Origin of the sequence: Pseudomonas sp. G5001, assembly GCF_013385475.1 — a bacterium.
Taxonomy (GTDB): Bacteria; Pseudomonadota; Gammaproteobacteria; order Pseudomonadales; family Pseudomonadaceae; genus Aquipseudomonas.
The window spans coordinates 130,619-151,506 of the sequence record NZ_JACAPZ010000036.1; the positions used below are offsets into that span (position 1 = coordinate 130,619).

Consider the following 20,888-nt stretch of genomic DNA (forward strand, 5'->3'; position numbering starts at 1 on the left):
CATGGCGCTGGCCAAACGCATCATCCCTTGCCTGGACGTCGACAACGGTCGCGTGGTCAAGGGCGTCAAGTTCGAGAACATCCGTGACGCCGGCGACCCGGTGGAAATCGCCCGTCGCTACGACGAACAGGGTGCCGACGAGATTACTTTTCTCGACATCACCGCCAGCGTCGATGGTCGCGACACCACGCTGCATACCGTGGAGCGCATGGCCAGCCAGGTGTTTATCCCGCTGACCGTGGGTGGTGGCGTGCGTACCGTGCAGGACATTCGCAACCTGCTGAATGCCGGCGCGGACAAGGTTTCGATCAACACCGCGGCGGTGTTCAACCCGGAATTTGTCGGCGAAGCTGCGCAGCACTTCGGCTCTCAATGCATCGTCGTCGCCATCGACGCCAAGAAAGTCTCCGGCCCGGGCGAAACCCCGCGCTGGGAGATCTTCACCCACGGCGGGCGCAAGCCGACCGGGCTGGATGCCGTGCAGTGGGCGATGAAGATGGAAGCCCTGGGTGCCGGTGAAATCCTGCTGACCAGCATGGACCAGGACGGCATGAAAAACGGCTTCGACCTGGGCGTGACCCGCGCCATCAGCGACGCACTGGGCATCCCGGTGATTGCTTCCGGCGGCGTCGGCAACCTGCAGCACCTGGCCGACGGCGTGATCGAAGGCCACGCCAGCGCAGTGCTGGCGGCGAGTATTTTCCACTTTGGCGAATACACCGTGCCTGAGGCCAAGGCCTACATGGCGGCGCGCGGTATCGTCGTACGCTAAACGTCACTGGACACCATGGCAGGCTCGCGGCACTCTCTGGGCTTGCCATGGATTCCGGTAACTTTCATGTTCAAAGACCTGCTGCTCGCCCTCGCCAGTACCACCGTTCTGCTGACGGGTTCGGCTTACGCTGATGAACCGTCCGATGGCGCTTCCCTGGTGTTGCTGACGGAAAACTTCCCGCCGTACAACATGGCAAAAAACGGCAAGAACTTCGCCAAGGAAGAGAACATCGAAGGCATTGCCGTGGACATCGTCCGCGAGACGTTCCAGCGTGCGGGTATTTCCTACAACCTGACCCTGCGGTTCCCTTGGGACCGGATCTACAAACTCGCCCTGGAAAAACCCGGTTACGGCGTGTTCGTGATGGCGCGCTTGCCGGACCGTGAGGCGCTGTTCAAATGGGTCGGCCCCATCGGCCCGGACGATTGGGTGCTGCTGGCCAAGGCTGACAGCAAGATCCAGCTGAGCGACCTTGAGCAGGCGCGGCGCTACAAGATCGGCGCCTACAAGGGCGACGCCATCGCCGAGAGCCTGGAGAAGCAGGGGCTCAAGCCGGTGATCGTGTTGCGGGATCAGGACAACGCGAAAAAGCTGGTGGATGGCCAGATCGACCTGTGGGCCACCGGGGACCCGGCGGGCCGTTATCTGGCACGCCAGGTCGGGGTGACCGGGCTCAAGACTGTGTTGCGTTTCAACAGCGCGGAGCTGTATCTGGCGCTGAACAAAAACGTGCCGGATGACGTAGTGGCGAAACTCCAGGCGGCCCTCGATCAGTTACGGCAGGAGGGTGTCGTCGATGAAATCATGGGGCGTTATCTCTAGGTTGTTTTCTGTGGGCTCGGGCACCGCTGCTGGTACTTCCTCTGGCTCCTCAACAGCAGTAACCGCCGCTTCAGGTTGCAGCAGCTCGCTGAAGTAGACGTTATCTCCGCTGGCATAGGTCAGGGTTGGCCCGAGCTGGCTGCCGTCAGCCCGCAATAGCTCGTATCGGCTTTTGACCAGGTAGGCAGCGATGGATTTATTCGCCGGGATGTAAGCCATCACATCCGCCACGCCCTCCCGTTCCCAGCCTTGTGCGGTCAAGCCCGTATGCGTGAAGTCGCGATTGAGGTTGGCACTGATACTCAACGGATGCCGGGGTGCCCAGGCAGCCTTTATATCGACGCCGGTCAAGGCGCGCAGGCCCATGGAGAAGTCACTGATCTCTCCTTTTGCGAATACCCAACTGAAGGTTTGGCTTGCTGGCGTGGTGTTTTGACCGCTGGCCACCAAGCTGTACTGGTCGATTCTTTTCAACCGATATACCGGGCACGTTTGCAGTTTTTCCAGGGGCGTCAGGGTCGGGTCGTTCACGGTAAACCAGGGCAGTTCGCACACATGAATGCCCGCTGTTACCTGCTCCGGCATCGTGCGTCCTGGTGCCATTTCGGGTGAAAGTGGCGGCAAATCTTCGGAATGAAGCGCAAGGTCCAGCCGCAGGGCGTGCACCGGGCTTTGCCTGGTTGGCTTGGCATAGCCCTCGGCGCCGGTAAAGGTGCCCGGTGCCAGGTAGGCTTGGCCAGGAGCTGCTTGCGACGGGGAGACACCCCAGGCGCTGAAGTCCCGGTGGGCGCCGCTGCCTTGGTCGCTCCAGATCAATTGGTCGACATAGGCCTGAGTCACCAGGTCTTCTCTGACACAGCGGATGGTATTGCGTGGTGGTTTGTCGTTACCGAGGCCACAGACCAGCCCCATCGCCACATAACCTTCTGGAGCGGTGGGCCGCCAGATTGAGAAATTGGCGCGTGCCCTTGGTCCCGAGTGTTCCCAGACTCTCTCGAAGTCGACGGGGGGCCGCAAGGCGGTGCCATTCTCCCGGTCAACTTCGCTGACAACAGCGACGATGTTCAGTTGATTGATGTTGTGGTAACCCGCCACCGCCACATCACCCAGCGGGACGAAGTTGCCCAGCGCGTCGGAGGATGTGCTCGGGCGCCAGAAGGTCACGGGTTTCTCGGCGCGAGTGCCTTTGTCGTTCCATACAGGAACGAACTCGGTGGTGAAGTTGATCAGCAGGTCTTTGTATTGCAGTGAGTTCATCTACAGACTCTCCAGTGGATACGAAGATGCACTATCGAAGAGTCCGCTCGGTCAGGCGCGGTAGCTATATAGCACTAGCGGTAAGTGCCGTTTTTTCCGTGCCCGGCCATGGCCTGGTTGCTGCGCAGGCTGATCATCAACTTGATGTCGATCCACTCGACGCCCTGGGCCTTGAGCTTGGGCAGCTCACGTTCGAGTACCGCCAGGGTCTGTGGATAAGGGTGGCCGATCATCACCGCCGACCCCTGTTTGTGGGCCAGCTTGATCGCGGTCTGCAGCTGGGTGGTGATGGCCGCTTCGGTGCGTTCGTCGTCGAGGAACACATCCCGCGAGACGCTGGCCAGGCCAATCTTTTGCGCCTCGGCGGCGGCGACGGTTTTAGCGCTGGTGCGGCTGTCGACGAAGAACTTGTGGCGTCGTTGCAGCTCACCCATCAACCAGGCCATGGCCTCCGGCTGGGCGGTCATGCGGCTGCCCATGTGGTTGTTGATGCCGGCGGTGTAGGGCACTGCCTTGAAGGCCGCGTCCAGGCGTTTGCCCAGCTCTTCGATAGGCAGGTCGGGGTGCCAGGCGAACGGGCCGGTGGCCGGGTCCATGGGCATGTGCAGGATGACGATCTTGCCGGCCTTGTGGGCTTCGCGGGCGAATTCGGCGGCGTGGGGTGTGTCGGGCATGATCGCCGTGGTCACCGGGCCGGGCAGGGCGAGCACACGACGATCCCGGGGCAGGTTTTGCCCGAGGTCGTCGATGATCAGGGTCAGGTAGGCTTTGTGTTCAGCGGGGGCTGCACTGGCGGGGTTGCCTTGGGCGACACCCGCCAGACAGCACAGCAAAGCGATGATCAGTCCACGGCGCATATCAACGGCTGCGCGTAATGCTCAGGCCCTTGAGCAGGCTCAGCGCCTGGGCCAACTGATAATCGTCGTCCTGCGGCATCGGCTTGGCTTTCGAGCCGCTGCCGGTCGGCTGGTCGGCGCCGCCGTTGCCATTGCCCAGGTGGCCTTGCAGGTCCGCTTCCTTGTAGAACTCGCTGTCGGCTTCGTTGGTGATCTTGGCCTTGCGCACTTCGATGTCCGGCACGATGCCCTGGGCCTGGATCGAGCGACCGTTCGGCGTGTAGTACAGCGCCGTGGTGATCTTCAAGGCACGCTCGTTGTTCAGCGGCAGCACGGTTTGCACCGAGCCTTTGCCGAAGCTGGTGGTGCCCATCAGCACGCCGCGTTTCTGGTCTTGCAGGGCGCCGGCGACGATTTCCGAAGCCGAGGCGCTGCCGCCGTTGATCAGCACAACCATCGGCACGCCTTCGCTGAGGTCGTTGCCGGTGGCCGAGAAGCGCAGCTCGGAGTTGGCGATACGGCCCTTGGTGTAGACGATCAGGCCCTTGGTGATGAAGTGGTCGACCACCTCCACAGCGGCCTGCAACACGCCGCCCGGGTTGTTGCGCAGGTCGAGCACGATGCCGCTGAGTTTCTTGCCGTTGTCTTTGCGCAGCTTGGCGAGGGCCTTGGCCACTTCGTCGCCGGTCTTGACCTGGAACTGGGTGATACGGATGTAGCCGTAGCCCGACTCCAGCAGCTGGCTCTTCACGCTCTTGACCGTGATGGTGGCGCGGGTCAGGGTCACGTCGAACGGCGTGCCGCCGTCGCGCACCAGGGTCAGGGTGATTTTCTGGCCGATCTTGCCGCGCATCTTGTCGACGGCTTCGGTCATGGTCTGGCCGCGGGTCGGCTGGCCGTTGATCTTGACGATAAAGTCACCGGCCTGGATGCCGGCCTTGGACGCAGGGGTGTCATCGATCGGCGAAACGACCTTGATGTTGCCGTCGTCGGCGCCGACTTCAATGCCCAGGCCACCGAATTCACCACTGGTGCTCTCCTGCAGCTCGGCGAAATCTTCCGGGCCCAGGTAGGCGGAGTGCGGGTCAAGGTTGCTGAGCATGCCCTTGATGGCATTTTCCAGCAGGGTCTTGTCGTCCACAGGTTCGACATAAGCGGCCTTGATCCGGTCCATGACCTCGGCAAAGGTGCGCAACTCGTCCAGCGGCAGCGGGGCCTTGGTGGTCGCGGCCGTGGCCGACTGGGCGGTCTGGTCGGCGAATGCCAAAGGCGCGCCGATCACCAGAGCGATCGTCAGGGCCAGCGATGTGAGGCGGGACAAATGCAGCATGTCGAACGAACTCCTAATGTAGATGCGACCCTTATCCTTGGGTACGGCACCATTGTGCCGGGTCGCTCGGGCGGCCCTGCTGACGAATAGCGAAGTACAGCGCCGGGGTGTCCTGGCCACCACTGTTACCGACAGTGGAGATGGATTCACCGGCTTTTACAACATCACCTGCCGCTTTAAGCAAAGTTTGATTGTGGCCGTAAAGGCTCAAATAGCCATTACCGTGGTCAAGAATCACCAACAAACCTGCGCCACGCAGCCAATCGGCGAATACCACGCGGCCGCCGTGGATAGCGTGGACCTGGGTGCCGGCACCGGCACTGATCATCACACCGTCCCACTTGGCGCGGGTGTCATCGCCACGGGTTTCACCAAAGCGTGCCAGTAATCGACCATCAACTGGCCATGGAAGTTTGCCCCGAGCTGAAGCAAAAGGTCCGCCGAAGGATTCGCCGGCGCTGGAAACCAGCGGGCCAGGTGCTGCACGCGCCGGTTTACGCGGGGCCGGGGCGTCGGTAGTGGCGCTGGCGACTGCCTCGGCGGCTTCACGCTCGCGCTTTTTTTCGGCTTCCTGCTGGGCCAGCAGCGCTTTTTGCCGCGCCTGCTCTGCCTCACGGGCCTGGCGCGCCAGGGTTTCCTCGATGGTTTTCAGGACTTTGCCCAGGTCGGCCTGGTCTTGCTCGCGGGCCTGGAGCTTGGCGTCACGGGCCTTCACGTCGTCATTCAGCTTGGCCAGCGCCTGCTGGCGCTCCTTGCGGACCTTGTCCAGTTCGTCGCGCTGGCTGTCGAGGGCGGTTTTCTGGTCGAGCAACTGCGACTGCTGGTTGGCGATTTCCTGCTCGACGTTGGCCAACTGGCGCAGGGTCTCGTTGAAGCTTTTCAGTTGCTCCAGGCGGGCCTTGCTCAGGTAGTCGTAATAGGTAAGGGTGCGGGCGAATTTTTCCGGGTTCTGCTGGTTGAGCAGCAGCTTGAGGTATTCCTGGCGGCCGTTCTGGTAAGCGGCGCGGGCCTGGATCGCGATCAGGCGTTGCTGTTCAACGCGGGCGCTCTGGAGTTTTTTTTTCTCAGCGTCGAGTCGCTCCAGTTCCGACTCGCTCTTCTTTAGTTCTTTTTGTAGCTCCTGGACCTGCTTCTCCAGCTTGCCCATCTCGGTTTCCGTGCCGCGCAGGTCTTTCTGCACGCCGGACTTCTCTTCCTGGAGCTTGCCGAGCAGCTTCTTCAGCTCGGTAATGTCCTGACGCGTAGCGTCCAACTGTTGTTGGGTTTGTGCGCGCTCATCGGCAAACGCCGGTTGGAGCAGGCAGACAAGAGCAAGGGTAATCAAGGCGCGAAGCATAGAGGCGGGCGACACCAGGGAAAGGGACGGCCTAGTATGCCCGCCAAGCGCTGCAAAAAAAACGCCCAATTCGGCTTGGCAGGCAAGTTAGGTGCCCAGTGGCCGCATTCTGCAAGCAATTGTGGGCAAGTCCCATAGCCCTTTGAAGGCGACGAGCGGTAGAGAGCGTCGTGTCGTGCTTCTGCAGTGGTTTTGTGTGCTTCGCGAAATGCCTTGAAATGCTCCACCCTGACGGTGCATTTGCGCTCGGAATAGACTCTTCGGCCCTGTTAATCCGACGGTCGGCATAGTCAGTAATGCCTTGTATTCACGAGTCAAAAGGCCAGCAAACGTGGCTTGATTATGGGCTTCCCGACCTTCGTAGTCTGGATCGGGCCTTGCGAGCGCGTCCACTTGAGGAAGTGGCCGCCGGCAATGACGTCGAAGCGGCCATCGATATAGTCGCAATGCATTTTGGCATTGCCCATTCGAGCTGTTCGGAAGTGGAAGTTGCCTCGCCTTTGGGGCAAATAGCGATCAGGCGTAGCTGTCTGCAGCACATTGTTGAAAAGCGGCAGGACGCCAGAGAGCGTTATGTCAGGTTCGCCTTGGACACATTGACGGGGCCTCTGGAAATATGGCGTGTTGCTTATAGCGATTGCTCCGCCCGTTTAGCATTCATTGGGGCTTATGAATCCAGGAGGCAAATGCTGGTGGTGGTCAATATTCAGGCTGGCAATGTGCTGTGGAACTTCATGCAGACAGACGCCAAGGCCTTGAACAAGCATCGTCATGGTGAGTTGCTCTACAAGCGTTACGAGCTTTTGTGACGCCCAAAGAAAAGGGCAGCTCTTTCGAACTGCCCTAAGTAGTGCTTGCTTGATATTCATATACACACCCTCAAGCAGGGGTGTGGAGGTCTCACCCTACGCGGATATCCAGCCATCTGCGGGGTTCCTACGCCAGTTATCGCCGCTGGAGGCAACTGGTTTCGCGCTCAAGTCCATTATTGACGGGCTGCCTGTTTTGAGCAACCCCTGAACTGTGTCAGACCAGAATCGAAGTGCCAGTCATCTCTTTCGGCTTCTCCAGCCCCATCAGCATCAACATGGTCGGTGCCACGTCGGCCAGCACGCCGCCATCACGTACTTTAAAGTCACGTTTGCCTACGTAGATGAATGGCACCGGCTCAGTGGTGTGGGCGGTGTGGGCCTGGCCGGTGGATTCGTCGGACATTTGCTCGCAGTTGCCGTGGTCAGCGGTGATCAGCGCTTCGCCGCCCACCTTGTCCAGCGCGTCGACGATGCGGCCGACGCACAGGTCCAGGCATTCCACGGCTTTTACCGCCGCTTCCAGGTTGCCGCTGTGGCCCACCATGTCACCGTTGGCGTAGTTGACCACGATCACGTCGTAGCGCTGGTGTTCGATAGCGTCGACGATCTTGTCCGTGACTTCCGGGGCACTCATCTCCGGCTGCAGGTCGTAGGTGGCGACTTTCGGCGACGGAATCAGGATGCGTTCTTCACCCGGGAACGGTTCTTCACGACCGCCGGAGAAGAAGAAGGTCACGTGGGCGTATTTCTCGGTTTCGGCAATGCGCAGTTGGGTCTTGCCGTTTTTCGCCAGGTAATCCCCCAGCACGTTTTCCAGGCTGCCCGGGGCGAATGCCGACGGGGCCGGGATGTTGGCGGCGTATTGGGTCAGCATCACGAATTCGACTTTCGGCTGGCGGGCGCGCTCGAAGTCCTTGAAGCCGGCATCGACGAATACGTGGCTCAGCTCGCGGGCACGGTCGGCGCGGAAGTTCATGAACACCACGGCGTCGCCATCTTCGACCTTGACCGGTTCGCCGATGGTGGTGGCCTTGACGAACTCGTCACTCTCGCCACGGGCGTAGGCGGCCTCCAGGCCTTCCTGGGCGGTGGCGGCGTTGAATTCGGCCTGGCCGTCGACGATCAGGTTGTAGGCCTGTGCCACGCGGTCCCAGCGGTTGTCGCGGTCCATGGCGAAGTAGCGGCCAACCAGGCTGGCGATGCGGCCTTTGCCGAGGGTCTTGAAGGTTTCGTCCAGCAGTTCGATGGAGGACTGGGCACTTTTCGGCGGGGTGTCGCGGCCGTCGAGGAACGCGTGCAGGTAGATCTTCTCGGCGCCGCGCTTGAAGGCCAGTTCGGCCATGGCGATCAGGTGGTCCTGGTGGCTGTGGACGCCGCCGTCCGACAGCAGGCCCATGAAGTGCACGGCCTTGCCGGCCTTGACCGCTTTATCCACTGCCGCGCAGATGTTTGGGTTCTCGAAAAACTCACCGTCGCGGATCGCTTTGGTCACGCGGGTGAAGTCTTGATAGACCACTCGTCCGGCACCGAGATTCATATGGCCGACTTCCGAGTTGCCCATTTGGCCGTCCGGCAGGCCAACATCCATGCCCGAGCCCGAGATCAGGCCGTTCGGAACGGTAGCGCTCAGACGGTCCAGTACTGGCTTGCTGGCCGAGTACACGGCGTTGTCGTGGTGGCTTTCACTGTGTCCGAAGCCATCGAGAATTATCAGGACCAAAGGTTTAGGCGTAGTAGTCATAGATCCTCTCGCGGCGGTAATGAATGAAGGGAATAGAAAAGGGAGTGGCAGTTTAAAGCGAAGTTCCGACCACGTCACCGCTTTACGGGGGTTGGCCGACCATGACGGCTGTGTATACTTACCGCCATTTTAACGCCCTGGAACCTCCTTGATGGTTGATCACCTGATTGCATTTGCCACTACCCACTATTTGCTCGCTGGTGCGTTCGTCGTACTGCTGGCGCTGCTGATCGCTCACGAATTGAGCCGCGGTGGCCGCAGCCTCAGCACGTCCGAGCTGACCGCCCTGGTCAACAAGGATGAGGCCGTAGTGGTGGACATTCGTCCCGCCAAGGATTTCGCCGCCGGTCACATTGTCGGCGCGCTGAACATTCCCCAGGACAAACTGATTTCGCGCCTGGCCGAGCTGGAAAAGCACAAGGCCAAGACCATTATCCTGGTCGACGCCCAGGGCCAGCACTCCGGCACCCACGCCCGCGAGATGCTGAAAACCGGCTTCAACGCCGCCAAACTGTCGGGTGGTATTTCCAGCTGGCGTGGCGATAACCTGCCGCTGGTGAAGTGATATGAGCCAGGTTGTCGTTTATTCCAGCGATTATTGCCCTTATTGCATGCGGGCCAAGGCCCTGCTTGTGAAAAAGGGCGTTGTCTTCGAAGAGATCAAGGTTGATGGCAAGCCCCAGGTGCGCGCCGAGATGACCAAGAAAGCGGGACGCACGTCCGTGCCGCAGATCTGGATCGGTGACAAGCATGTCGGTGGTTGCGATGACCTGTTCGCACTCGAGCGCGCCGGTAAACTGGATGCGCTGCTTCACGTCTGACTCCTAACCCCTAAAAGACCCCAAGATCACGAAGGATCTGCGATGACTGACCAACAGAACACCGAAGCGGCAGCAGAAGAAGCTCAAGGCCCACAATTTTCCCTGCAGCGTATTTACGTGCGTGACTTGTCGTTCGAAGCGCCGAAAAGCCCGGCCATCTTCCGTCAGGAATGGACCCCGAGCGTTGCGCTGGACCTGAACACCCGTCAGAAGGCCCTGGAAGGTGACTTCCACGAGGTCGTGCTGACCCTGTCGGTCACCGTCAAGAACGGCGAAGAAGTGGCCTTCATCGCTGAAGTGCAACAGGCCGGTATCTTCCTGATCCAGGGCCTGGACGAAGCGTCCATGAGCCACACCCTGGGCGCGTTCTGCCCGAACATCCTGTTCCCGTATGCCCGTGAGACCCTGGACAGCCTGGTCACCCGTGGCTCGTTCCCGGCGCTGATGCTGGCTCCAGTGAACTTCGATGCCCTGTATGCGCAAGAGCTGCAGCGCATGCAACAGGAAGGCTCGCCAACGGTTCAGTAAGCTGTTCTGAGCAACGACGCCGATCCAATGTGGGAGCGGGCTTGCTCGCGAATGCGGTACTTCAGTCGATATCTTCGTTGACTGGCACTCCGCTTTCGCGAGCAAGCCCGCTCCCACATTTGTTATGTGCGTTATTTGAAACCGAGTTGCCGCCAACCTTCGTAAACGGCGACGGCCACGGTATTGGACAGGTTCAGGCTGCGGCAGCCTTCGCGCATCGGCAGGCGCAGGCGGTGGCCGTCTGGCAGGGCGTCCAGCACGTCTGCCGGCAGGCCGCGGCTTTCCGGACCGAACAGGAAGGCGTCGCCTTCGGCAAAGCTGGCATCATGGAACGGCCGCGAACCCTTGGTGGTAAACGCGAACAACCGTGGGTGGTTCAGGCTTTCCAGGCAGCTGGCAAGGTCGGCGTGGCGTTGCAGGGTGGCGTACTCGTGGTAGTCCAGCCCGGCGCGGCGCAGGCGCTTGTCGTCCATGTCGAAACCCAAGGGCTCGATCAAATGCAGGTGGCAGCCACTGTTGGCGCACAGCCTGATAACGTTGCCGGTATTCGGCGGAATTTCTGGTTGAAAAAGGATGACGTGAAACATGCACGGCTCCGAAGGCAAAGATGCGCTGCATTCTACCCCTGAAGAAGACCCCAGGCCGAAGCTATTGCCACGGGTTTTAGGCTCGTTGGCGATTGTCGGCTTGATGGTGGGCCTGATGATCGGCCGGCTGACCACGCCAGACCCGGTTGAGCTGCAGCAGGTAGAGCCCGCCGCCGATGGCCTGGTGGTGTGGTTCAACAGCGAACCCAAGCTGCACGGCGAGCATATCGACGGCACCGTGGCGCTGCTGTTCGATGCGCTTGGCAAGGCCCAGGGCGGCCAATTGAAGGTCAATGACAAGGATGTGAACTGGCGCGTACGCAAGACCGATGGCGGCTTGCTGCTGAACCTGGTGGCGGCTCGGCCGTTGCGCGGGGAGTGGTCGGGAGAGAAGGCCGATGGACGCTGGCGGGTGGAGATCCATCTCCAGGAGCAATAAAAGAGGGAATCCCCGGCCTGCCTGTACCAAGGTTCCCAAAACGGGCTGGGGCTATGGGCGCGTTGCCTCATAAGCCCCGGGTGTAAAGAAGGGAGTTCCCGGCCTGCCTGTACCAGGGCTCCCAAAACGGGGTGAAGCCAAAGGCTTCGGTGTTAAAGAGGGAATCCCCGGCCTGCCTGTACCGAGGTTCCCGAAACGGGTGTGGGGCGCGACGCAATCCGCATCAAGCACCCCGGGTGTTAAAGAGGGGATTCTCGGCCTGCCTGTACCAAGGTCCCCGAAACTGGGTAGTAACAGGGTTATTGCAGGGCGCGTGCCAGAATTGCGAAGTGGCGCCAAAAAATTTCTTCAGAAAGCGCAAAGCCCCGGAATACGGGGCTTTGGCTTTTTTGGGTTTTAATATTTTCTTAACAAGGCATGTGTTTCAGGCGTTGGATAAGTGCGCGATGCCGGTTCGTGGTGCATTGAAGCGGTGCACAGTGCTGAAACCTTGTGGAGATCCAAATGTGGGAGCGGGCTTGCTCGCGAAGGCGGCGCGTCAGTCGATACGTATGTTGACTGAACCATCGCCTTCGCGAGCGAGCCCGCTCCCACACTGGATCTTCGGTGTACTTGAGGGATCAATCAGCCTTCATCGCCCTCATCATCATCCCCACCGTCAACCTTCATCCCCAGCTCCTTGATCTTGCGTGTCAGCGTATTGCGGCCCCAGCCCAGCAGCACGGCGGCGTCGCGACGACGTCCAGCGGTATGCTTGAGGGCGGTTTCGATCATGATCCGCTCGAAAGCCGGCACAGCGCTGTCCAGCAGGTTCGACTGGCCACGTGCCAGGGCCTGGTCGGCCCATTGGCGCAGCGCCTGCTCCCAGTTGGTCACCGGTGCCGAGTCCTGCGGCAGGCTCAGCAGCTCAGGCGGCAGGTCGCTGATATGCACTTCGCGCCCCGAAGCCATCACCGTGATCCAGCGGCAGGTGTTCTCCAGCTGACGCACGTTGCCCGGCCATGGCAGGTTCTTCAGGTATTCCTCGGTCTCGCTTTTCAGCAGCTTCGGCTCGACGGCCAGCTCCTGGGCGGCGCGGCTGAGGAAGTGACGGGCCAGGGTCGGGATGTCCTCGCGGCGGTCCGACATTCGTGGGATGTGGATGCGGATCACGTTCAGGCGGTGGAACAAGTCTTCACGGAATTTCCCGGCGTGCACCAGGGTTTCCAGGTTCTGGTGCGTCGCCGCGATGATACGTACGTCGACCTTGACCGGCGTGTGCCCGCCTACCCGATAAAACTCGCCGTCGGCCAGGACCCGCAGCAAGCGCGTCTGGGTGTCGGCCGGCATGTCGCCGATTTCATCGAGGAACAGCGTGCCGCCGTCGGCCTGTTCAAAACGGCCACGGCGCAGGTTGGCTGCACCGGTGAACGCGCCTTTTTCATGGCCGAACAGTTCCGACTCCATCAAGTCTTTCGGGATCGCCGCCATGTTCAGCGCAATGAACGGCGACGCCGCCCGTGGGCTGTGACGGTGCAGGGCGTGGGCCACCAGCTCTTTACCGGTACCCGACTCGCCATTGATCAGCACGGTGATGTTGGAGTGGCTCAAGCGCCCGATGGCGCGAAACACTTCCTGCATCGCCGGCGCCTCGCCGATGATTTCCGGGGTACGGGTCAGGGCCGGCGGGGCTTCCTGGTTCTGCTGTTCCTGGGCGTGCTGGTTGGCGCGTTTTACCAGCGCCACCGCTTCGTCCACGTCGAACGGTTTTGGCAGGTATTCAAAGGCGCCGCCCTGATAGGACGCGACAGCGCTGTCCAGGTCCGAGTGCGCGGTCATGATGATCACCGGCAGGCGCGGGTGCTGCTCGCGAATCCGCGCCAGCAAGTCCAGGCCGCTGGCGCCGGGCATGCGGATGTCGGAGATGATCACATCGGGCTGCTGGCGAGCCAGGCGGCTCATCACCCCGTCGGCGCTGTCGAAGCTCTGGGTGGTCATGCCTTCCTGTTGCAAGGCTTTCTCCAGGACCCAGCGGATAGAACGGTCGTCATCGACGATCCAGACAGTTTCACTACGGCTCATGTCGATGGGGCTCCTTGTTCCAGTGGCAGAAAGATCGAGAAGGTGGTGTGACCGGGATGGCTCTCACATTCGATCAAACCCTGGTGCTGGCTGATGATGTTCTGGGTAATGGCCAGGCCGAGCCCGGTACCGTCCGGGCGGCCGCTGACCATTGGGAAAAAGATGGTTTCCTGCAGTTCTGCAGGGATGCCGGGGCCGTTGTCGATGATCTCGACCTTGGTCACCAGGCGATGGCGCACGTGGCCAATGGTGAACTGGCGCAGGGCACGGGTGCGCAGGCTGATGCGCCCCAGGCGCAGCTCGTTCTGGCTGCTGATGGCCTGCATGGCGTTGCGCACGATATTGAGCACCGCCTGGATCATCTGCTCGCGGTCGATCAATACGTCGGGAATGCTTGGGTCGTAGTCGCGCACCAAGGTGATGCAGCCCTGGCTTTCGGCTTCCACCAACTGGCAAACCCGCTCCAGCACTTCGTGCACGTTGGTCATTGCCAGCGACGGCAGCTTGTTGGAGCCGAGCATGCGGTCTACCAGGTTACGCAGGCGGTCGGCTTCCTCGATGATGACGTTGGTGTAGTCCTTGAGGTTTTCGTCCGGCAGCTCGCGGGCCAGCAGCTGTGCGGCACCGCGAATCCCGCCCAGGGGGTTCTTGATCTCATGGGCCAGGCCGCGTACCAGCATTTTGCTGGTTTCCTGCTTGGACAGTTGCGCCTCTTCCTTGGTGATGCGCAGCAGGCGATCGCGAGGATGCACCTCCAGCAGCAACAAGGTGGCGCCGTGGCTGAGGATCGGTGTAACCGCGTAGTCGACGGTGAGGGTCTGGCCGGTGAGGGCGGTGAGCATCGCTTCGCGCTTGGTGAACGGGTGCGCCTGCTCCACGGCCTGGCGCAACGAGCTCAAGGCCTCGGCCGACTCAGTAAACAGCTCACTGATGAATTGCCCATGGCTGCGCTGCCCGCTGATGGCCAGCAGCATCTCCGCCGCCGGGTTCATGTACTCAAGGCGCAGTTCGTCATTGAGCAGAATGGTCGCGGTGGTCAGGTTGTCGAGTAACAGGCGGTGCAGTGCGTCGCTGATGGTCATTAGGACCTCTTTTGGAGCAAGGCGCGGGCTTGAGGCACACGCTGATACAAGGAAAATGCAAAAACCAAACCAAAGCTCCGAAAAGAAGCGTTAAAGCCCTGAAATGGGGGATTAAGGCGCGAAACTGTGGCGTTCTGCCAGCTCGGACGGGAAGTTTCGAACCAAAATGGGTTGCGTAAGTGGGAAGGGTGCAGCGTATCGCACCAATATAGTGCGGTTTTGAAAAGTCTGTTCAGGAAGCTGGTGGCAGCGACTGATTGGCTGAATGGGTCGGATCTAAATTGTGGGAGCGGGCTTGCTCGCGAAGGCGGCGTGTCAGTCATGCATATATCAACTGACACACCGCCATGCGAGCAAGCCCGCTCCCACATTTTTGATGGCGTTCGCAATTTTAGATTTTATAGATACACAGCTCGGCAGTGGCGCGGATCATTGCCAGCTGGTGCAGCGAGTCTTTGGCAGGTGCGTGATTGGCCTGGGCCAGCCATTGCGGGCATTGCGGGTTGGTGCGCTCCGGGGTGAAGTCCGCCAGCTGTTGCAGCAGGCGTTTTTGCAGCAGGTCCAGTTTAGGGCGGATCTGGCCGACCAGATCCGGGCGTGGGTCATTCGGCGCCTTGCCTTGCAGCTGCCAGTCGGAAAGGTGGGCGTACTGCACCAGTTTGTTCGCCTCGATCTGGGCCGAGAAAAACTGCTCGGCCTGTGCCGGTGCCAGTTTGTAGCTCGGCGCCTGGGCGACGACGCTGGCGATCACGTCCTGCTCCCGTGGGCGGTCTTCGACGGGCTTGTGGCTGTCCCATTTGCTCAGGGCCACCTGGTCGGCAATCGCCAGGCGTTCGGCAATGCTGTCGAGCAGCGGGGCGAGGGTGGGTGGTGCTGCGAATACATTGGCGCTGATGGCCAGCAAGATGAACCCAATTTTGAGTTTCAAGGCAGATCCCTCTTCTGTAGGGGCGAGCTTGCTCGCGAAGGTCGTTAACGATAACGCGTAAGTATTGAAGAAATGCGGTGCCTTTGAATTTTTCGCGGGCAAGCCGGCTCCCACAGGGTTTTGCGGGCAAAAAAAAGACCTCCCGAAGGAGGCCTTTTTCATCACGCCGCGTTACGCAGCGCTACCGGATCAGCAGCTGTAGTACAGCTCGTATTCCAGTGGGTGTACGAAGGTGCGGACCTTGATTTCTTCTTCGCTTTTCAGGGCGATGTAGGCATCGATAAAGTCGTCGCTGAACACGCCGCCTTTGGTCAGGAACGCACGGCCCTTGTCCAGCTCTTCCAGGGCTTCTTTCAGGCTGCCGCACACTTGTGGGATCTCTTTGGCCTCTTCAGGCGGCAGGTCGTACAAGTTTTTGTCGGCGGCGTCGCCTGGGTGGATCTTGTTCTGGATACCGTCCAGGCCGGCCATGACCAGGGCAGCGAAGGCCAGGTACGGGTTGGCTGCCGGATCCGGGAAACGGGCTTCGATACGGCGAGCGCGAGGGCTGGACACGTAAGGAATACGGATCGAAGCGGAACGGTTGCGAGCCGAGTAGGCGAGCATTACCGGAGCTTCGAAACCTGGGACCAGACGCTTGTAGGAGTTGGTCGATGGGTTGGTGAAGCCGTTCAGGGCCTTACCGTGCTTGATGATACCGCCGATGAAGTACAGGGCAGTGTCGGACAGGCCGGCATAACCTTCGCCAGCGAAGGTGTTCTTGCCTTCTTTGGCGATGGACAGGTGAACGTGCATACCCGAACCGTTATCGCCGTACAGAGGCTTAGGCATGAAGGTAGCGGTACGGCCGTAGGCATCAGCCACGTTGTGTACGCAGTACTTCAGGGTCTGAACTTCGTCAGCCTTGGCAACCAGGGTGTTGAACTTCACGCCGATTTCGTTCTGGCCGGCAGTCGCCACTTCGTGGTGGTGAACTTCGATGACCAGGCCCATCTCTTCCATGGCGTTGCACATGGAGGTACGGATTTCGTGGTCGTGGTCGAACGGAGGAACCGGGAAGTAGCCGCCTTTGATACCTGGACGGTGGCCTTTGTTGCCGCCTTCCACGTCCTGGTCGGACATCCACGAACCTTGTTCGGAGAAGATCTTGAACATGGAGCCAGAGATGTCGGACTTGAACTTGACCGAATCAAAGATGAAGAATTCTGGTTCCGGGCCTACGAATACGGTGTCGCCGATACCGGTCGACTTCAGGTATTCCTCGGCACGCTTGGCGATCGCACGTGGGTCACGGTCGTAGCCCTGCATGGTCGAAGGCTCGATCACGTCGCAGACGATGATCAAGGTTGGGTCTTCGGTGAACGGGTCGAGTACGGCAGTGCTGTCGTCCGGCATCAGGATCATGTCGGAAGCTTCGATGCCTTTCCAGCCGGCAATGGAGGAGCCGTCGAACATTTTGCCTTCTTCGAAGAAGGCGTCATCCAGCGCGTCGCGAGCCGGCATGGTCACGTGGTGCTGAGTGCCTTTGGTGTCCGTGAAGCGCAGATCAATCCATTTGACGTCATGATCTTTGATGAGTTGAACCGACTTCGACATAGTGTCCTCCGGGTGGCTTCGGGCTGGGGTAGTGGAGTAGCCCTTAGAATGTGGGTGATGCCGGCGCGAATACTCGACCAAGGCAACCTGCCTCACAAGAGAGCAAATTGCATGCCAGTGCCCCGACATGGGTTTTTTGCCACAAAAACGCCCCTATAAAGGTGCAATCCGCTGAAACGGAAGAAATTGCGCACCGCAATGTAGCGCTTATTTTGGTTTATGACCCGTTTTGGTGCGCGAAAGGTCAGTTGCATATTAACTGGTTAAACCTTGAGCGATTTCCGCTATAATCCGCGCCCCCCTTTTTCGGCTGGGCCTGCGCGCGCTGTTTTCATGAAATTAATCGTTAAAGTCTTCCCCGAGATCACCATCAAGAGCCGACCGGTACGGATGCGTTTCATCCGTCAATTGGCCAAGAACATCCGTGCCGTGCTCCGCGATCTGGACCCGGCTGTGGTGGTGAATGGTGTGTGGGACAATCTCGAGCTGGAAACCCGCCTCACAGACCCCAAGGCCCTGAAGGACATGACCGAGCGCCTGAGCTGCGTGCCGGGCATCGCGCATTTCCTGCAGGTCGACGAGTACCCGCTGGGCGACTTCGACGACATCACCGAAAAGTGCAAGCAGCACTACGGCGATGTGCTGGCAGGCAAGGTGTTTTCAGTGCGTTGCAAACGCGCCGGCAAGCACCCGTTCAGCTCCATGGATGTCGAGAAATATGTGGGCAGCAAGCTGCGTCGCGAGTGCGGCGCTGCCGGAATTTCCCTGAAAGAGCCGCAAATTGAAGTGCGGATGGAAATTCGCGACCAACGGTTGTTTGTGATCCACAGCCAGCACGACAGCATCGGCGGCTACCCGCTGGGTGCCCTGGAACAGACCCTGGTGTTGATGTCCGGCGGTTTCGATTCCACTGTCGCGGCCTACCAGATCATGCGCCGCGGGCTGATGAGCCACTTCTGCTTCTTCAACCTGGGCGGGCGTGCACACGAATTGGGCGTGATGGAAGTCGCGCATTACATCTGGAAGAAGTACGGCAGCTCGCAACGGGTGCTGTTTGTCAGCGTACCGTTCGAGGAAGTCCTGGGAGAAATTCTCGGGAAAGTCGATAACAGTCATATGGGCGTAGTATTGAAGCGTATGATGTTACGCGCTGCGTCCCGAATCGCGGATCGGCTGGAAATCGACGCACTGGTCACCGGTGAAGCGATTTCCCAGGTGTCCAGCCAGACCCTGCCGAACCTGTCGTTGATCGACTCTGTGACCGAGAAGCTGGTACTGCGCCCGCTGATCGCCAGTCACAAGCAAGACATCATCGACCTGGCGACCCAGATCGGCACGGCGGATTTCGCCAAGCACATGCCGGAATATTGCGGGGTCATCTCGGTGAACCCCAAGACCCACGCCAAGCGCAACCGCGTGGAGTACGAAGAACAACAGTTCGATATGGCGGTGCTCGAGCGTGCGCTTGAGAACGCCAAGCTGGTGCCGATCGATCGGGTTATCGACGAATTGGGCCAGGATTTGCAGATCGAAGAAGTCAGCGAGGCTCTGGCCGGTCAGATCATCATCGACATCCGTCACCCGGATGCCGCTGAAGACGAGCCGCTGGAAATTGCTGGCATCGACGTACAAACGCTGCCGTTCTATGCATTGAATGCGCGTTTCAAGGAACTGGATGACAGCCGTCAGTACCTGTTGTATTGCGACAAAGGCGTGATGAGTCGCCTGCATGCCCACCATTTGCTCAGTGAGGGGCATGCCAATGTGCGCGTTTATCGACCGAGCTAAGAGCCCGGGGCTGTTTGCCTGTGGCCTGCGTCACCGGCCCCCCGACTCTGCCGTCAAGCTGTAACGGCAAGGCCTGACTCTACTGTTAATCGCTGCCACGACCTGTCAGCACACCGAATCCTCTGATCGAGATACACAAGTGATCGAAAATCTACGCAACATCGCCATCATTGCTCACGTTGACCATGGTAAGACCACCCTGGTAGACAAACTCTTGCGTCAATCCGGCACCCTGGAGCGCAACGAGCTCAACGACGAGCGCGTGATGGACTCCAACGACCAGGAGAAAGAGCGCGGTATTACCATTCTGGCGAAAAACACCGCCATCAACTGGAACGGCTACCACATCAACATCGTGGATACCCCGGGCCACGCCGACTTCGGCGGCGAAGTTGAACGCGTAATGTCGATGGTTGACTCCGTTCTGCTGCTGGTTGACGCTCAAGACGGCCCTATGCCGCAAACCCGTTTCGTGACCAAGAAGGCTTTCGAAGCCGGCCTGCGTCCGATCGTGTGCATCAACAAGGTTGACCGTCCAGGCGCGCGTCCGGACTGGGTTCTGGACCAGATCTTCGACCTGTTCGACAACCTGGGTGCCACCGAAGAACAGCTGGACTTCAAAGTCGTCTACGCCTCGGCCCTGAACGGCATTGCCGGTCTGGAACACACCGACATGGCTGAAGACATGACCCCGCTGTACCAGTCGATCGTCGACAACGTACCGGCTCCGAAAGTTGACCGTGAAGGCCCGTTCCAGATGCAAATCTCGGCACTGGACTACAACAGCTTCCTGGGTGTTATCGGTGTTGGCCGTATCGCTCGTGGTAGCGTCAAGCCGAACACTCCGGTGGTCGCCATCGGCGCCGACGGCAAGAAGCGCAACGGTCGTATCCTGAAGCTGATGGGTCACCACGGCCTGCACCGCATCGACGTTGAAGAAGCGTTTGCCGGTGACATCGTGTGTGTGAGCGGTATGGACTCGCTGTTCATCTCCGACACCCTGTGCCAGCCGGACAACGTCGAGGCGATGAAGCCTCTGACCGTTGACGAGCCAACCGTTTCCATGACCTTCCAGGTAAACGACTCGCCTTTCTGCGGTAAAGAAGGCAAGTTCGTGACTTCCCGTAACATCAAGGAACGTCTGGACAAAGAGCTGCTGTACAACGTTGCTCTGCGCGTTGAAGAAGGCGACTCGGCTGACAAGTTCAAGGTTTCCGGCCGTGGTGAGCTGCACCTCTCGGTACTGATCGAAACCATGCGTCGCGAAGGCTTCGAAATGGGCGTTGGTCGTCCTGAAGTGATCATCCGTCAGGTTGACGGCGTGAAGCAGGAACCGTTTGAAAACGTCACCATCGACACCCCTGAAGAATCCCAGGGCAAGGTCATGGAAGAGATGGGCCTGCGTAAGGGCGACCTGACCAACATGGTGCCGGATGGCAAAGGCCGTGTGCGTCTGGAATACAACATCCCTGCTCGTGGTCTGATCGGTTTCCGTAACCAGTTCCTGACCCTGACCAACGGTGCTGGCATCCTGACCTCGATCTTCGATCGCTACGACACCATGAAGTCCGGCGACATGTCCGGTCGTCAGAACGGTGTTCTGGTATCGGTAGAAACCGGCAAGGCGCTGACCTACTCCCTGGAAACCCTCCAGGCGCGTGGCAAGCTGTTCGTTGAACACGGTCAAGAGATCTACAACGGTCAGATCGTTGGCCTGAACAGCCGTGACAACGACATGGGCGTCAACCCAACCAAAGGCAAGAAGCTCGACAACATGCGTGCTTCGGGTAAAGACGAAACCATCGCTCTGGTTCCACCTGTTCGCTTCACCCTGGAACAGGCTCTGGAATTCATCCAGGACGACGAGCTGTGCGAAGTTACGCCTAAGTCGATCCGCCTGCGTAAGAAGATCCTGGACGAAGGCGAGCGTACCCGCGCTGCCAAGAAAGCCAAGAACTGAGTTAACTCAGGCTGAATGAAAAACGCCCCCGGTCGAAAGGCCGGGGGCGTTTTTTTATGCCTGCAATATCTGTAGTGACTGTGCGGGCCCCTTCGCGAGCAAGCCCGCTCCCACATTCGACCGCGTTTTTTCAGGATGAATGAGGTCAAGTGTGGGAGCGGGCTTGCTCGCGAAAGCGGTAGTTCAAGC

The 20,888-nt window shown here is 59.8% G+C and carries 19 protein-coding genes; 9 read left to right on the forward strand and 10 right to left on the reverse strand.

Annotation, left to right across the window (positions count from 1 at the left end):
* Nucleotide 1 precedes the first annotated feature (1 nt).
* Both hisF and HX805_RS26640 read left to right on the forward strand, forming a co-directional pair.
* Nucleotides 2-772, forward strand: a complete 771-nt coding sequence (hisF, locus tag HX805_RS26635; protein WP_003218030.1) for an imidazole glycerol phosphate synthase subunit HisF — start codon at nt 2-4, stop codon at nt 770-772.
* Nucleotides 773-838: 66 nt separating this feature from the next.
* On the forward strand, nt 839-1,597 hold the full coding sequence (locus HX805_RS26640) for an ABC transporter substrate-binding protein (protein WP_003218028.1): 759 nt from the start codon (nt 839-841) through the stop codon (nt 1,595-1,597).
* Here the strand turns inward: HX805_RS26640 and HX805_RS26645 are convergent.
* The 4 genes from HX805_RS26645 to HX805_RS26660 form a co-directional block, all read right to left on the reverse strand.
* Nucleotides 1,550-2,854 carry a Vps62-related protein gene (locus HX805_RS26645; protein ID WP_177117449.1) on the reverse strand — a complete coding sequence of 435 codons (1,305 nt, stop codon included), beginning with the start codon at nt 2,852-2,854 and terminating at the stop codon, nt 1,550-1,552. The genes HX805_RS26640 and HX805_RS26645 overlap by 48 nt on opposite strands.
* A gap of 74 nt (nt 2,855-2,928) precedes the next feature.
* A complete protein-coding gene (locus tag HX805_RS26650; RefSeq protein WP_008435686.1) occupies nt 2,929-3,711 on the reverse strand; it encodes a divergent polysaccharide deacetylase family protein in 783 nt (260 codons plus the stop codon).
* A 1-nt stretch (nt 3,712) separates the two neighbouring features.
* The gene (locus HX805_RS26655; RefSeq protein ID WP_003218023.1) at nt 3,713-5,020 is read right to left on the reverse strand and encodes a S41 family peptidase; all 1,308 of its coding nucleotides are present in this window, start codon (nt 5,018-5,020) and stop codon (nt 3,713-3,715) included.
* A 31-nt stretch (nt 5,021-5,051) separates the two neighbouring features.
* Nucleotides 5,052-6,356, reverse strand: a complete 1,305-nt coding sequence (locus HX805_RS26660) for a murein hydrolase activator EnvC (protein WP_003218021.1) — start codon at nt 6,354-6,356, stop codon at nt 5,052-5,054.
* Nucleotides 6,357-6,733: 377 nt separating this feature from the next.
* Here HX805_RS26660 and HX805_RS26665 point away from each other — a divergent pair, with 377 nt between their 5' ends.
* Nucleotides 6,734-7,165: a PBECR2 nuclease fold domain-containing protein gene (locus HX805_RS26665; protein ID WP_256344182.1), complete on the forward strand. Its 432-nt coding sequence runs from the start codon at nt 6,734-6,736 to the stop codon at nt 7,163-7,165.
* 217 nt (nt 7,166-7,382) lie between these two features.
* Here the strand turns inward: HX805_RS26665 and gpmI are convergent, their stop codons facing one another.
* Entirely contained in the window at nt 7,383-8,909 is a 1,527-nt protein-coding gene (gene gpmI / locus HX805_RS26670; RefSeq protein WP_087693337.1) for a 2,3-bisphosphoglycerate-independent phosphoglycerate mutase, read from the reverse strand.
* A gap of 151 nt (nt 8,910-9,060) precedes the next feature.
* Here gpmI and HX805_RS26675 point away from each other — a divergent pair, with 151 nt between their 5' ends.
* From HX805_RS26675 to secB, 3 genes are read left to right on the forward strand one after another with little or no spacing between them, the layout of a single operon-like run.
* A complete protein-coding gene (locus HX805_RS26675; RefSeq protein ID WP_003218014.1) occupies nt 9,061-9,474 on the forward strand; it encodes a rhodanese-like domain-containing protein in 414 nt (137 codons plus the stop codon).
* 1 nt (nt 9,475) lies between these two features.
* On the forward strand, nt 9,476-9,730 hold the full coding sequence (gene grxC / locus HX805_RS26680; RefSeq protein WP_003218011.1) for a glutaredoxin 3: 255 nt from the start codon (nt 9,476-9,478) through the stop codon (nt 9,728-9,730).
* A gap of 42 nt (nt 9,731-9,772) precedes the next feature.
* Nucleotides 9,773-10,258: a protein-export chaperone SecB gene (gene secB, locus HX805_RS26685; protein WP_003218009.1), complete on the forward strand. Its 486-nt coding sequence runs from the start codon at nt 9,773-9,775 to the stop codon at nt 10,256-10,258.
* A 131-nt stretch (nt 10,259-10,389) separates the two neighbouring features.
* Here secB and HX805_RS26690 read toward each other — a convergent pair whose 3' ends face one another.
* Nucleotides 10,390-10,845 (reverse strand): tRNA (cytidine(34)-2'-O)-methyltransferase, encoded by a 456-nt coding sequence (locus HX805_RS26690; protein WP_003218007.1) that lies wholly within the window; start codon nt 10,843-10,845, stop codon nt 10,390-10,392.
* Here HX805_RS26690 and HX805_RS26695 point away from each other — a divergent pair.
* Nucleotides 10,844-11,284: a hypothetical protein gene (locus HX805_RS26695; RefSeq protein ID WP_003218005.1), complete on the forward strand. Its 441-nt coding sequence runs from the start codon at nt 10,844-10,846 to the stop codon at nt 11,282-11,284. The two genes, HX805_RS26690 and HX805_RS26695, sit on opposite strands and share 2 nt — an antisense overlap.
* A 624-nt stretch (nt 11,285-11,908) precedes the next feature.
* Here HX805_RS26695 and ntrC read toward each other — a convergent pair.
* From ntrC to glnA, 4 genes are all read right to left on the reverse strand, one after another.
* Nucleotides 11,909-13,345 carry a nitrogen regulation protein NR(I) gene (gene ntrC / locus HX805_RS26700; protein ID WP_003218003.1) on the reverse strand — a complete coding sequence of 479 codons (1,437 nt, stop codon included), beginning with the start codon at nt 13,343-13,345 and terminating at the stop codon, nt 11,909-11,911.
* The gene (glnL, locus tag HX805_RS26705) at nt 13,342-14,427 is read right to left on the reverse strand and encodes a nitrogen regulation protein NR(II) (protein WP_003218001.1); all 1,086 of its coding nucleotides are present in this window, start codon (nt 14,425-14,427) and stop codon (nt 13,342-13,344) included. The genes ntrC and glnL overlap by 4 nt, the downstream gene beginning before the upstream one ends.
* Nucleotides 14,428-14,818: 391 nt before the next feature.
* Nucleotides 14,819-15,355, reverse strand: a complete 537-nt coding sequence (locus tag HX805_RS26710; RefSeq protein ID WP_134325592.1) for a chorismate mutase — start codon at nt 15,353-15,355, stop codon at nt 14,819-14,821.
* A 189-nt stretch (nt 15,356-15,544) separates the two neighbouring features.
* Entirely contained in the window at nt 15,545-16,951 is a 1,407-nt protein-coding gene (gene glnA, locus HX805_RS26715) for a glutamate--ammonia ligase (protein WP_003217999.1), read from the reverse strand.
* A 333-nt stretch (nt 16,952-17,284) separates the two neighbouring features.
* Here glnA and thiI point away from each other — a divergent pair, with 333 nt between their 5' ends.
* Complete coding sequence (gene thiI, locus HX805_RS26720; RefSeq protein ID WP_023659343.1) at nt 17,285-18,739, forward strand: tRNA uracil 4-sulfurtransferase ThiI; 1,455 nt, start codon at nt 17,285-17,287, stop codon at nt 18,737-18,739.
* A gap of 139 nt (nt 18,740-18,878) precedes the next feature.
* Nucleotides 18,879-20,699, forward strand: coding sequence for a translational GTPase TypA (gene typA / locus HX805_RS26725; protein WP_003217997.1), 1,821 nt, complete (start codon nt 18,879-18,881; stop codon nt 20,697-20,699).
* Nucleotides 20,700-20,888 lie beyond the last annotated feature (189 nt).